A 13,184-nucleotide genomic window follows, 5' to 3' on the forward strand; every position below is an offset into this window, starting at 1 on the left:
TTCTAAAAATATTTTTATGAAAGCCTTTTCGAGTTTATTTTTTTTGAGTCTTATATTGTTGTCTTGTAAAAAAGAAGTTGTAGAAAAAGAGAATATAAGTAATTCTGAAGTGGTTTCTTTTAAAGGAAATTCAACTTCTACAGATTCATTGTATACTGTGGTCTATCTTCCGACTTCGACAACAAAACAGATTGTGAAACATCAATATTACACACTTTCTTATAACGAAAAATTTGAGCAGGCAGAGTGGGTGGCTTATGAATTGAAGGCAGCATATTTGAAAAACAACGATTTTAAAAGACCTTATTTCATAGAAGATCCAAAAGTAACAACGGGTTCTGCTGATTGGAGAAATTACAAAAATTCTGGTTATGATAAAGGACATCTTTGTCCAGCTGGAGATATGGAATTCAATAAGAATGCTTATAATGATACTTTTTATACTTCTAATATTTCTCCGCAGAAAAAGGAATTTAATTCAGGAATTTGGAATAGACTAGAGCAGAAGACTCGTTATTGGGCTGAAAAATACAATGATATTTATGTTGTTACTGGCGGAATTCCAAAAGATTCAGACAAAAAAATAGGAACAGAAAAAGTGGCTGTTCCTAAATATTTTTACAAAATTATTTTAGCTAAATCTGGAAATGAACACAAAGTCATTGCTTTTTTAGTTCCAAACGAAAAAAGCGACAAATCTATTTATGATTTTGTAGTTCCAATTGAAACGTTAGAGAAAATGACCGGAATTGATTTCTTTCCTAATTTGAAAAATCTAAAAAGTAGTAAGGCTTTTTAATTCCGCAATCGTTTCAATTTGATTTTCGGCTTTAAAAACAAAACTTCCTGCAACTAATACATCTGCGCCAGCTTCTGCCAGTTGTTTGGCATTTTTGCTGGTTACACCACCGTCAATTTCGATTAGTGTTGAAGCATTTTTACGAGTAATTAGTGCCTTTAGTTTTTTTACTTTGTCGTAGGTATTCTCGATAAAAGATTGTCCACCAAAACCAGGATTCACACTCATGATGCAAACAACATCAATATCGTTTATAATGTCTTCTAATAGATCAACATTGGTGTGAGGGTTCATTGCTACTCCAGCTTTCATTCCTTCTGCTTTTATGGCCTGTAGTGTTCTATGTAAATGTGTGCAAGCTTCGTAGTGAACCGTTAATCCGTTTGCTCCTAAATCAGCAAAAGTTTTGATGTAGCGATCAGGATCGATAATCATTAAATGAACATCGATATATTTCTTTGCATGTTTTGAAATCGCTTCTAAGACCGGCATTCCAAAAGAGATATTAGGAACAAAAACTCCATCCATAATATCGATATGAAACCAATCAGCTTGACTGCTGTTAATCATTTCAATATCACGCTGTAAATTAGCAAAATCGGCTGCAAGAACTGAAGGAGCAATAAATGTGTTTTTCATTTTGTTGTAGTGTGTTGTTTTTATTGCAAAGATAAAGTTTAACCGCAAAGTTCGCTAAGATTTGCGCAAAGTTCACAAGTTTTTTGTTTAATAAATAACGCAAAGTGCGCAAAGTTTTTTCGCAAAGTTCACGAAGTATGTGTTACTAAGTAACCAAAAGTTCACAAAGCTTTGAGATCTTCAAATGCTTCTATGAAAAGTTTCATGTTGCTTTTCTTTGCAAACTTTGCGAAAAAACTTTGTGCACTTTGCGTTAAAAAGATAAAAAATAAAAAACTCCGGTAATCAGCCGGAGTTTCAATCATCAATCAAAAAACGAACAGTCAATCAAACTGTTGTTTGCGTTAAAAAGGTTTCAATGTTTTCATGTTTCAAGTTGCAAGAAGCAACCTGAAGCCTTAAACTTGAAACAAATATTGTTATCCTAAATAAGTTTTAAGGATTTTACTTCTAGAAGTGTGTTTCAATCTACGGATTGCTTTTTCTTTAATCTGACGAACACGCTCACGAGTTAGGTCGAAAGTTTCTCCAATTTCTTCAAGAGTCATTGGGTGCTGATCGCCAAGACCAAAATACAAACGTACCACATCAGCCTCTCTTGGCGTTAATGTCTCTAAAGAACGCTCGATTTCAGTACGAAGAGATTCGTGAATTAATTCTCTATCTGGATTTGGAGATTCACCAGAACGTAATACGTCATAAAGGTTAGAATCTTCACCTTCAACAAGAGGTGCATCCATAGATAGGTGACGTCCAGAGTTTTTCATAGACTCTTTTACGTCGTTTACAGTCATATCAAGTTCTTTTGCAATTTCCTCAGCAGAAGGCGGACGCTCGTTAGACTGCTCTAATAAAGCGTACATTTTGTTGATTTTATTGATAGAACCAATTTTATTTAATGGTAAACGTACAATACGAGATTGTTCAGCTAAAGCCTGAAGAATCGATTGACGGATCCACCATACAGCGTAAGAAATGAATTTGAAACCACGAGTTTCATCAAAACGTTGAGCTGCTTTAATTAAACCTAAGTTTCCTTCATTAATTAAATCCGGAAGAGTTAATCCTTGATTTTGATATTGTTTAGCCACCGATACTACGAAACGTAGGTTGGCTTTTGTTAGTTTTTCTAAAGCTCTTTGATCACCAGCCTTTATTCTTTGTGCTAATTCTACCTCTTCATCAGCGGTAATTAGGTCAACTTTTCCAATTTCTTGTAGATATTTATCTAACGATGCAGTTTCACGATTAGTTACCTGCTTGGTGATTTTAAGTTGTCTCATGTTGTTGTCTCCCTATTTTTTTAAAGTGTACAAATGGTTATACGTAAAGAGTATCAAAAAAGTTACAACTTTATCAAAAAAAATAAAAAAAAACTCCAATGTGTTGAAACAGTGGAGTTTTTTGGGATTTTTATTTTTCAAATTTTAATTTGCAGCATTATCTTTTACTTCAATAAAATCTTTTATTGAAACTGGAGTTCCATTTTTTGTAAAACCTTCCAGTCTAATTTCGTATGTTCCAGGAAGATCTGAAGTGAAAAAAGAAATAGGACTGCTGTTGTTTAGGTCAATTTCAGGATTCCAAAATAATTGACTTCTAAAATCTGGAATTCTCTCGTACTTATTGCTATCACTATCACTATAATCTGTTTTATAATATGATTTTTTCATTGAAGGTCGTAAAACAGCTGCTTTCACAACATAATTTTCCTTTTGAGGACTGACATAATTACCCTCATTAGTAATAATGCTGACTAATCCGTTAAAAACTTTTGGGCCAACATAATATCCTCCAGTGATCACATTAATGCTTCTTACATTATTCATGTTGTAGGTAAAAAGTTCATTTGCATTTTGTATTAGTAAACCATCAACAATAACTAATGCTGGTTCAGGCGACTGGAATTTAGTAGTGTAGTCTATTACATGTATGCTGTAATTATTACCATTTTGTTTGTATGAAATATCAGTTGCTATTTCAACAATAGCTTCTTTTAAGGTAGGAAACCTTGTAAAGTCGCTAAGTAGATATTCTTTAGCAAGAGGATAATAAAACGGATCAATTTTTTCTGGTTTAATTATACTATCTGTTTTATTCAAATAATAAGCATTTTCGATTTGGCTGGCAATTGAACGTTCTAATAAGGTTTCTTTAAATTCAATTGGAAGCCTAAAGCCCGGCTGAAATGATAGTTTCGTATAATCAGGTTCGTTTATTTTATCCAGTTCTATGTTGAAGTTTTCTTTTTGTTCTCCTAAAACCTGTAAAATGGTTTCATTGCCAGCATAATTTTTGTCTAAATTAAAAATAAAATGGCCAGCCTGGTCTGTTTTAACGACTTTAAAACCAAATGATTTTCCAGGTAAAGATAATGTTACATTTACATTTTGAACTGGGGTTGAATGATCTTTAGGAACTATTTTGCCAGAAATCATTTCTCCTCGAAGTTCAGGAAGAATTAACTGCTCTTTAGCCTTTAAAATAGGTTCAATTTCAGAAGATATTTTATGAAATTCGTTTGCAGTTAAGAGGTTTGTTGTTGATAAGTTGTCTATTTTTCTAACAGATAGCGAATAGTTTCCTTTTTCAGAAGATAAAGTCGCTGGGTCGATTTCTACAGTGACTTTTTCACGATTTGAAAAAGTCTTTTTATTTAATTTTATTTTAAAATTTTTATCCAACAGTTCTTCTTTATTTATAGGAGAAACTGTTAATAATGTCAAATTTTCCGAAGTTGATTTTAAAACTGTGTTTTTGTCTTTTAATGAATTGGTTTCGTTAACCTCATACGGGTTTACAATTTTAATATCAACTTGAAAGATCTTAGAAACAGAGGTGTTTAACATCCAGTTGGTGTATCCAATTAGTTTGTAGCTTCCTGTTTTTATAGTGGTTGGGATAAAGAAATCACCTGAGCCAGTACTGTTGTTTAGATATAATTTGTTCTTGAAAACAACACTGCTGTTAGCGTCTACAAGTTCAACATAAGCCAATTTACTAATTGTACTTCGAGTTTTGTCTGTAGTTTTCAGACAGTAAAGTTTATATAAAAGAGTTTCTCCCGAAACAAATGTTGTTGCATTTGTATGGATATATATAGTTTCATCTAAAGAAACATCTTGTTGCGCAGCGATTTGTTTTGTATTGATAAGTAATATCAATAATAAAAGGTGTTTTAATCTTTCCAAAATGAAGGTATTATATTAGACGCAAATGTTGTACAGTCCCCGCAAGCAGCATCTACCATGGTATAGTTTGCTGATCCTTCGCCCGCTAAATAGGTGATGGCGTTACTTTGGATACCAGAAATTAATGCTGGTCCATCGCATGGAGGGTTTGCATTAAGTTGAAAGCAGTATCTATAAGAAACATTTTCGCATGGGTTTAAATAGGCAGGAGTATTTGTTGGCGGAAACAAATCGGTATAATTAAAAAAGATTCTTTGTGATGATACAGACGTAACATCAAAATAGCCGATTACTTTTTCATCTACATTGCTGGTGCATCTTATATTACCAGAAAGTACTCCAGGTTGTTTTGGTGATAAAACACTAGAAGAAGTTGCCATTTCTTTCATGATTTTATGAAAAGCATAAGCTTCTTGGTTTTCTACATATTGCGTTATCAATATACTGTACCTTTGAGCAATAATGTAATCATCTTCTTTGATAAATCGTACAGGGAAATTGACGCGGTCTTCTGTTAAACTGTTTGTACTGGTTATAATGATATCAGTTGATTTTTTTGTTGCGTAGCAAATTTTCTTGTTAGGATCATTGTCTTGTTGAACAGTTATTCTTTGAGGCCCTGTAACGATAGCTCTTTCAGAAGACCATTTTGGAGCTACAATTTTGAAAGTCTCTTCATATTCATATCGGTAATATTTTGAAGTTCCTGTTGGGTCGTAACTGTTTACATTAATTTGAACACCAAGTCCTTCTTTGTTTTTTGTAACAGCGGTTGGAACAATTTCGGTTATCGGACTTACAGTCGTTAAAGTTTCAGTAGATGATTCGTAAACTTTGCCGTCTTTAGTTTTTACTTCTAAATGATATTGTCTACCGGCAATAGCTTGAAATTCTACTTCAGAAACATATCTGTCAGACTGTTCTGTGAAAACATACTCATTGCTAAGATCATCCTTTATAACAACAGTTGCACCTGTTTCTGTGGTTGTTCCTTCATCTTCAAAACGAGCAGTTTTAGTGATTTTTATTTCTTGTTTTTTAAGTTCATTAGTTAATGTTGCTTCAATAACTATAGCTTCTTCATAGGTGTTGGTCTGTAAATTGTAAGATTCTGTACAGCTATTAATCAAAAGGGTTAATAGTAGTAAAAGAATGAATTTACTTTTGTATTTGATATTTATAGTTTTAAAATGCATTTTTTAAAATTTAAAATTATAAGTTATACTTGGAACAGGAATTGAAAAAATAGATGTTTTGTAAGCTTTTACCTGTCCGTTCTCTGTCGCAAAATAGATTGAATATGGATTGTTTCGTCCTAATACATTGTAAACTGAAATATTCCAGAAACTATGCGCTAGCTTTTTAATTTTATGGTTTCCTTCAATATTGATTCCAATGTCTAAACGAATGTAATCTGGGATTCTATATGCATTTCTGTCGCTATATAATGTATATTCTGCATTTCCATATTGAAAAGTTCCAATAGGATAAGTAATTGGTCGCCCTGTTTGATACAGGAAATTAGTGGATATGCTGTAACGCTTTGTAAATTTATAATTTAAAATGGCACTTAAATCATGCGGTTTGTCAAAATTAGCAGGAAAAAAATCTCCATTATTTATTCTTTCAGAGTCAAATTTACTATCCAATTTTATAAATGTTCTAGAATAAGTATATCCAAGCCACCCATTTAATCTTCCCATTTGCTTTTTAAGTAAAAACTCTACACCATACGCTTTTCCTTCACCCTGTAATAGCTGTGTTTCTATAGCTTCGTTAAGTAATAGGTTTGCTCCCACTTTATAATCCATTATGTTTTTGGATTTTTTGTAATAACCTTCTAGACTAAGTTCGATTTCATCATCCATTATCGTTTTGTATAAACCTAGGGAATATTGTTTTCCGCTTTGAGGTTTCACATTTGTATTAGATAATGTCCAGCTGTCAGTAGGAGATTGTGTCGTGTTGTTGGATAAGAGATGTATGTATTGTCTCGTCTGGTCAAAACTGGCTTTTACAGAAAAGTCTTTGGTGAAAAAATAACGAGCAGAAACGCGGGGTTCGAAACCGCCATAAGTTGTCATTACCTGATTATTTCCATAGTGTTTTGTGTCAACAAGGGTTCCGTCATTCATAGGGGCATCATCTTGATAAATACGTTCTGTAGCTTCTCCTAAAGCAGCATAAAAGGAATAACGTAAACCTACATCGATTAATAATTTATCATTCAATTTAAAATTATCTCCAATAAAAATAGCCGATTCTAAGCCTTTTTCTTTTTCAATAGTAATGGGTACTAAAGCTGACTCAGGATTTTTAGGATTTTGATAACCAGGATTTACATGGTATAACTTGCTTGAAAGCCCGTAGGTTATATTGTGTTTTTCATTGTACGCATAATTGAATTTCATCATTAGTTGTGTCTCGTTGATTTTATATCCAAAATCAAAAGCATTGTCCCCATCAGTATCGTAGTCAATATTAAATTTGTATTCACTGTTTGTGAAAATTAAAGCCGATTTGTTTTTTGGATTAAAGGTATGATCCCATTTTGCAGAAATAAGTCGGTTGCTGTATTTGTATAGCGAATCTGAACTTATTCTAAAACGGTCTTTACTGTAATATGCAGTGGCTTCAACAGCGTTATTTTTATTGATGGTATTGTTGTATTTTAAGATAACATCATAAAAACCAGCTTCACTATTTTTTAAATCTTCATCGTCTAAAGATTTTAAAATCCAGTCAGAATAAGTGGCTCTTGCACCTACAAGAAGACTTGATTTATTTTTTTGAATTGGTAACCCAATAGTAATATTAGAAGTTATAGGGCCAACAGCACCTTCTCCAGAAATTTTTTCAGCATTCCCATTTTTTGTGCTAATGTCAAATACAGACGATAAGCGTCCTCCAAAATCTACAGGAATACTTCCTTTGTAAATGTCTGCTTTTTTGGTAACGTAAGGGTTTATAGCAGAGAAAAAGCCTAAGAAATGCTGAGGGTTATAAAGAACGGCATTATTCAAGAGAATCAAGTTTTGGTCTTCTTTACCACCACGAACATTAAATCCTGCAGAACCTTCACCTGTAGTTTTGATTCCAGGAAAAGTAGTAGCAACCTTAAAAAGATCACGTTCTCCTAATATTAATGGAACAGTTTTTACGGCTTCAATATCTATAGATACTAATCCTGATACAGCGGTTTCAGTGATTCTTTTCCCTCTTTTTTTGATTACTACTTCATCCAGCTGGTTGCTGTCTTCGTGTATCTCAAAATCAAGCGTTCCGTCATTATAGACCATCACGGTTTGCACCTTTTTCTTGTAATTAAGTGATTTTATTTCGATCACGTTAATACCAATTGGCAACTGTAAGCTATAATGCCCTTCATTGTCGGTAACTGTACTTATGTTTTTATTGCGTATTTTGATGTTAACATTAGATTCAGGCTTATTTGTAGCAACGTCTCTAATGTATCCTGATAAATTGCTGGTTTTTTTATCTGTAATATCAGATTCTTTACCAATAAACACAATGCTGTTGTTTTTCTTAGAACTGCTGCTATTCAAAGAATCGTACTGTTGGTAAAACACAGGGTTTTGAGCTCTTCTGCTAACTTGACTAGCAGGATCATTAGCATCAGGAAAATAATTTGCAGGCAGTTTGTCGTGAATGCTACTATTATTTGTCAAAATTACTTTCTTCTTTAAGATGAAAAAATTAAGGCTCGTATTACTAAATACTTTGCTTAGTATTTCATCAACAGAAGCATCTTTATAGCTTGCTGTATATAAGTTTTTGTTTGATTTAATCCATTCAGAATCAAAATAAAAACGATATGATGATGATTTTTCAATAGTTTGAATAACAGTCATCAAATCTGCATTTTTTAATTCAATTGATAACTTTTCATTGGTATCTTGAGCAAAAAGGAGTTGATTGGAAATGATGGCTAATAGAATAAGTAGAAGTTTTCTCATATGTTTTATTTTTCTGTAAGTAATAGAGATGCATTGATGTGTTTAAGTAGATTAATCATAAACTGATCATTGTCTGATTTTCGAATTTCTCTATTCATTGCATAAAAATCATTAATCTGTTTCTTTTGATTTGGAAAAATTTTTAAGATTTCGCTTTTACTATTGCTAGTGTAGAAATTTTCCTTGTAAAAAACAAAGTAGCTATTACTTTCAATAAAGTTTGAATATATCTTAGTGTCAACTGTTTTGTTTTCAAGTTTTTTGAAATGTTTGATATAGAAATTAAAACCATCTCGCAGGACAGTGACTTCATAATATCCAGTAGTGAGCTGGGGTAATGTAGATATTTTTTTGTTTAGATTGACAAAGTTTTTACCATTTAGGATAAACGAACTGGTTTTGTCCTGAATTAGAGAAATTGTAGAATATTTAGATTCTCCATGCGGACTTAGTATCAATTCGTCTTTGTAGGTGTTGTATTTTAGATTTACATCATAGTAGGTCTGTCCATCATAGTTTACAGAACCTTTTGTGAAATTGTTTGCAACATAATACATGCTGTTGTCATCAATTGTAGTGTAAATGTCTTTGTAGGCTGCTCCATTACAGATTCCTAAATTATCTATACCGACAGTTTTGTCAAATAAATTGTAGATTGAAGCTTCTTTACTGTTTTGGCTGTATAAATTCCAAATGTTTAAGAATAATCCAAATATTGCTATAAGGATTAATCGTTTTTTGTGATTTTTCAAAGGAATAATTTGTTTTTGATTGATTGGTTTCAAATGTATTAAAAATATATTTTATAAAACTAAGAGCAAGTGTTAAAATGTAATAAAAAGGTTATGTTTTTTGGTTGTAAAAAATGATTTGCTTAGTGAAATAAGGAAAAAGCTGTTAAAATATGTTTAATCTTGTTGCATTTTTTAAAAAAGCAAATCTACCTGAGAGTTTATTTTTTCGACATAATAATCTATTTTTCGGATAGCACGATTAAAGAAAAGATTTTGTTCTTTGATGCCAGATTTTCCTAAAGGAATCGAATTAAGAATTTGCTGTTTAAAAAACTGATGCACATTTTTACAGCTGTCTTCGTTATCTGTAATGAAATAGCCCAAAAGAGTGTAAGGAACAAACATGGTTAGTTTTTCTTCGTTTTCTATAAGCATATTATTGTTTAATAAAATAAGTTCATTGTAGTAAATAGAAAATTTTTCATCAGGATTATTACATTTTGTTCTTATTAGCTCAATTATTCTTTTTAAGTCTATGCAAAGAGCATTGGCGCTTTTTAAATTTAAAAGTCCAGCTTCATAAAAATAAAGAATTTGCTGTAAACTGCTGTTTATTGTCGTATCATTCCAGACTTCATTTACGATTGTATTTGCATAAACTTTTTTTAGTTTCTGCATATATTCTGTAAACGACTCATCAATTACAAAATTTTCAAATGCCACTTTCTTTTGATTTGAATTCAAAAGATTAAGCCATACAAAAGCTTTGAATTTTGATAAAATGGTTCCGTCCATAAAGTAGAATAACGGAATATCCTTTGCAGAATAAAATAATCTTGTTTTTGTATTTTTGGTTAATGCTTCAATATTCTCTGCAGATGATTTGAAATACTGTAGCATGTCTTTTAGGTTTTCAATTTCAATTGTCTTTTGAACAATTACCTTCTCCTTATTTGAAAACAAATTATCCAGCGAAATATTAAAATGGCTAGCCAGTTTGATTGTTTCGTCTATAGAGAATTTGCTTTTTTGAGAAATTCTTCGATACGAAGCATCATAACTAATTTCTAAAATAGAAGCAATTTCGTCAATAAAAGAAACTGACGGCGAGATTTTTTGCCTGATAACTTTCAAAAATAGTTCTTGTGATTCCATTTTTACAAATTTGTGATAATCGCAAATTTACAAATTATTTTTATTGCTTTACGCAAATTGAAATGCGATAATTGCAATAGGTTTGCCTTGTAATTTTAAAAAGAAATAGTATGAAAAGGATTAATCAAGTTATGAGCGTCAAATCTTTTATAGCTTCTCGCAAGGTAATGCTAATCTATATTTTATTGTTTTCTGGGTCTTGTTTTGGACAAGATAATACTTCAAAAGCCACAGATACTTTAATTCGTAATATTCCATCTAGTCCTTCTGTGGTATTTGATGGAAGGGATATTAATCTACATTATTTTAAATGGAAATCGGAGAATAATTTAAGAAACGACAGTATTAAGATTTTTAGTTTGTCGCCAATATCAAGAAGAGTCAATAAAGTAAATGGTTTTGTTCTTGGAGTAGGGCATTATGAGAATGCGAATATTAAAATTCAAACAATTAACGGGCTAAATGTTGAAGCTAGTCCTCTGTCGTTAGCTTTATTTTCGATTTCTATTAATGTGCCTTTTGAGGCTCTTTTCGTTGGAATTAATGACAATGTTATTAGTAATGTAGCTTTTTTCGACGATTGTAAGGATACTTATGTTAAGATAAATGGTTTAAATATAAGTTCTGGAGGATTTACTGGTGGTGCAGAACTAAGAGGTTTCAATATTTCTATAATCTCAGGAATGAATAAGATGAACGGATTTTCTGTTGGCGGAATATTGAATACGAAGAATTTTTCAGGTGTGAGTATTTCGGGGTTGGCTAATATATCCGATTCGGGAAATGGAATTCAAATTGGGTCATCCAATGTTTCCAGACGACACAAGGGAATTCAAATTGGATTATTTAATAATTCTAAAGATTTAAGAGGAATGCAGTTTGGTCTTTGGAATACAAACGGAAAACGCAAACTTCCTTTTATTAATTGGCAGTTTAAAAAATAAAAAATGAAAAATATACCATTGATGCTTATTGCTTTCAGGCTTTTATTAGGTCCTATTTTAATAATTCTGACTTACAATTGTGGAAACGAAATTAGAAAAGAACTTGTTGGTTTAATTTTCCTTGGATTGCTGTCGGATATTTTTGACGGAATTATTGCCCGCAGATTAGGAACTTCTTCAGAAAAAATCAGAAGAATGGACAGTCAGACCGATTTGGTTTTTTGGTTATGTATTGCTTGGTGTTCATGGGTTTTAAATCCCGAAATAATACTAGAAAATGCATGTCCTATTGTTGTGATTTTTATAATGGAAGCATTGACTTATGTTTTCAGCTTTATGAAATTTGGTAAAGAAACTTGTACTCATGCTTTACTTTCTAAATTATGGGGTATCAATTTATTGCTCGCCTTTGTAGGGATGATAGGTTTTGGATATTCTGGAATTACTTTTTCTCTCGCAATTATTTTTGGAATTATCGGACATATAGATGTTTTGCTTATTATTTTAATTCTTCCAAAATGGACATTTGATGTGCCAAGTTGTTATCATGCGTATTTAATTCGGAATAATATTCCTTTCAAGAAAAATAAACTTTTTAATTAAACTTTAAAACTCATTTTAAAAATATAATAATTTATGAAAGCTAAATATTTTAATAAATCAGAAGAAGAGAAAATATTTTTTACGGCCTTAAAAGAGAAAGTACATGAAAAGCTAAAGGATAAAACGATTTCTTATGGCGATGCTAGGTTTTGGTTTAAAGGTTTGTTTTGGACTCTGATTTGCTATTCTTCCTATTCATTGCTTTTTTGGGATTCTCTGAGTAAAATACATTTTTGGATATTTTATGTGATTTTTCAGTTAGCGGGATTGCTTATCGGATTTAGTTTTGGTCATGATGCTTCTCATAATACGGCATTCAAAAATAAAAAGGCAAATTCGGTGTTGCACTTTTTTAGTTTTTTAACCGTTGGAATAGATCCATTGCTTTGGGGGTTGAGACATATTCGCTCACATCATTTGTATGCAAATGTTGAAGGAAGTGATATTGACATCGATAAAAATCCATTTTTGAGATTGAGCCCAACGCATCCATGGAAACCAAAACATAAATACCAGGCTTACTACGCACCATTTGTTTACATGTTTACCTTGTTGCATTCTGTTTTTATGAGCGACTGGATCTATTTGTTTTCAAATGAATATGACTGGATGAAAAGAGGGGTTTCTAAAGCGGCATTGTATTTTAGATTTTTATTGTATAAAGTATTTTATTTTTCTCTTGTATTGGTTTTTCCATTGTTGTATGCTCACTTTTCATGGTCTTTTATTGTTTTGACTTTTCTAACAGCAAGTGCTTTTACTTCGATGGTTTTTATTGTTATGCTTGTAGGAACGCATTTCTTTGATGAAGCAGATTATCCTCAGCCCGAAGGAGAGTTTTTAGAACATACTTGGGCAGTTCATCAGCTTTATACCAGCTGCGATTGGGATGCTGATAAAAGTTGGGCAAGATTTTTAAGCGGAGGATCTAACTGTCATGCGGCGCATCATCTTTTTCCAAATATCTGTCATACTAATTATAGTGAAATCAATAATATAATTGAAGAAACTACAAAAGAATATAAACAGCCTTATCATCATAAAACGTTATTTGAAATGATGTTTTCTCATTTTAAGCATTTGCATAAAATGGGAAATCCAAAACAATAAAACTTAAAAACCCCAATTCATTAATGAATTGG

The 13,184-nt window shown here is 31.8% G+C and carries 11 protein-coding genes; 4 read left to right on the plus strand and 7 right to left on the minus strand.

Annotation, left to right across the window (positions count from 1 at the left end):
* Nucleotides 1-16 precede the first annotated feature (16 nt).
* Nucleotides 17-799: a DNA/RNA non-specific endonuclease gene (locus P2W65_RS07530; RefSeq protein ID WP_289664624.1), complete on the plus strand. Its 783-nt coding sequence runs from the start codon at nucleotides 17-19 to the stop codon at nucleotides 797-799.
* Here the strand turns inward: P2W65_RS07530 and rpe are convergent.
* The 7 genes from rpe to P2W65_RS07565 form a co-directional block, all read right to left on the minus strand.
* Nucleotides 776-1,438 (minus strand): ribulose-phosphate 3-epimerase, encoded by a 663-nt coding sequence (rpe, locus tag P2W65_RS07535; RefSeq protein WP_289664625.1) that lies wholly within the window; start codon nucleotides 1,436-1,438, stop codon nucleotides 776-778. The genes P2W65_RS07530 and rpe overlap by 24 nt on opposite strands.
* 419 nt (nucleotides 1,439-1,857) lie before the next feature.
* Nucleotides 1,858-2,721, minus strand: coding sequence for a sigma-70 family RNA polymerase sigma factor (locus tag P2W65_RS07540; protein WP_007804760.1), 864 nt, complete (start codon nucleotides 2,719-2,721; stop codon nucleotides 1,858-1,860).
* Nucleotides 2,722-2,865: 144 nt separating this feature from the next.
* Entirely contained in the window at nucleotides 2,866-4,602 is a 1,737-nt protein-coding gene (locus P2W65_RS07545; RefSeq protein ID WP_289664638.1) for a hypothetical protein, read from the minus strand.
* Between the two features lie 14 nt (nucleotides 4,603-4,616).
* Nucleotides 4,617-5,825, minus strand: a complete 1,209-nt coding sequence (locus P2W65_RS07550) for a DUF4249 domain-containing protein (protein WP_289664640.1) — start codon at nucleotides 5,823-5,825, stop codon at nucleotides 4,617-4,619.
* A 3-nt stretch (nucleotides 5,826-5,828) separates the two neighbouring features.
* On the minus strand, nucleotides 5,829-8,606 hold the full coding sequence (locus P2W65_RS07555) for a TonB-dependent receptor (protein ID WP_289664642.1): 2,778 nt from the start codon (nucleotides 8,604-8,606) through the stop codon (nucleotides 5,829-5,831).
* A gap of 5 nt (nucleotides 8,607-8,611) precedes the next feature.
* A complete protein-coding gene (locus tag P2W65_RS07560) occupies nucleotides 8,612-9,358 on the minus strand; it encodes a hypothetical protein (RefSeq protein WP_289664644.1) in 747 nt (248 codons plus the stop codon).
* A gap of 174 nt (nucleotides 9,359-9,532) precedes the next feature.
* Nucleotides 9,533-10,495 (minus strand): hypothetical protein, encoded by a 963-nt coding sequence (locus P2W65_RS07565; RefSeq protein WP_289664645.1) that lies wholly within the window; start codon nucleotides 10,493-10,495, stop codon nucleotides 9,533-9,535.
* Between the two features lie 110 nt (nucleotides 10,496-10,605).
* Here P2W65_RS07565 and P2W65_RS07570 point away from each other — a divergent pair, with 110 nt between their 5' ends.
* The 3 genes from P2W65_RS07570 to P2W65_RS07580 are packed head-to-tail and all read left to right on the plus strand — an operon-like array spanning nucleotide 10,606 to nucleotide 13,152.
* The gene (locus tag P2W65_RS07570) at nucleotides 10,606-11,439 is read left to right on the plus strand and encodes an LA_2272 family surface repeat-containing protein (protein WP_289664647.1); all 834 of its coding nucleotides are present in this window, start codon (nucleotides 10,606-10,608) and stop codon (nucleotides 11,437-11,439) included.
* A gap of 3 nt (nucleotides 11,440-11,442) precedes the next feature.
* Entirely contained in the window at nucleotides 11,443-12,042 is a 600-nt protein-coding gene (locus tag P2W65_RS07575; RefSeq protein ID WP_289664649.1) for a CDP-alcohol phosphatidyltransferase family protein, read from the plus strand.
* A gap of 33 nt (nucleotides 12,043-12,075) precedes the next feature.
* Nucleotides 12,076-13,152, plus strand: coding sequence for a fatty acid desaturase family protein (locus P2W65_RS07580; RefSeq protein ID WP_289664651.1), 1,077 nt, complete (start codon nucleotides 12,076-12,078; stop codon nucleotides 13,150-13,152).
* Nucleotides 13,153-13,184: the final 32 nt, after the last annotated feature.

It is taken from the genome of Flavobacterium panacagri (genome assembly GCF_030378165.1).
GTDB lineage: Bacteria > Bacteroidota > Bacteroidia > Flavobacteriales > Flavobacteriaceae > Flavobacterium > Flavobacterium panacagri.

Excerpts from the sequence above, each read along its gene's own strand:
- P2W65_RS07575 (WP_289664649.1), top strand. The coding sequence starts at position 11,443 with ATGAAAAATATACCATTGATGCTTATTGCTTTCAGGCTTTTATTAGGT.
- P2W65_RS07530 (WP_289664624.1), top strand. The coding sequence starts at position 17 with ATGAAAGCCTTTTCGAGTTTATTTTTTTTGAGTCTTATATTGTTGTCT.
- P2W65_RS07550 (WP_289664640.1), bottom strand. The coding sequence starts at position 5,825 with ATGCATTTTAAAACTATAAATATCAAATACAAAAGTAAATTCATTCTT.
- P2W65_RS07570 (WP_289664647.1), top strand. The coding sequence starts at position 10,606 with ATGAAAAGGATTAATCAAGTTATGAGCGTCAAATCTTTTATAGCTTCT.
- rpe (WP_289664625.1), bottom strand. The coding sequence starts at position 1,438 with ATGAAAAACACATTTATTGCTCCTTCAGTTCTTGCAGCCGATTTTGCT.
- P2W65_RS07565 (WP_289664645.1), bottom strand. The coding sequence starts at position 10,495 with ATGGAATCACAAGAACTATTTTTGAAAGTTATCAGGCAAAAAATCTCG.
- P2W65_RS07540 (WP_007804760.1), bottom strand. The coding sequence starts at position 2,721 with ATGAGACAACTTAAAATCACCAAGCAGGTAACTAATCGTGAAACTGCA.
- P2W65_RS07555 (WP_289664642.1), bottom strand. The coding sequence starts at position 8,606 with ATGAGAAAACTTCTACTTATTCTATTAGCCATCATTTCCAATCAACTC.
- P2W65_RS07580 (WP_289664651.1), top strand. The coding sequence starts at position 12,076 with ATGAAAGCTAAATATTTTAATAAATCAGAAGAAGAGAAAATATTTTTT.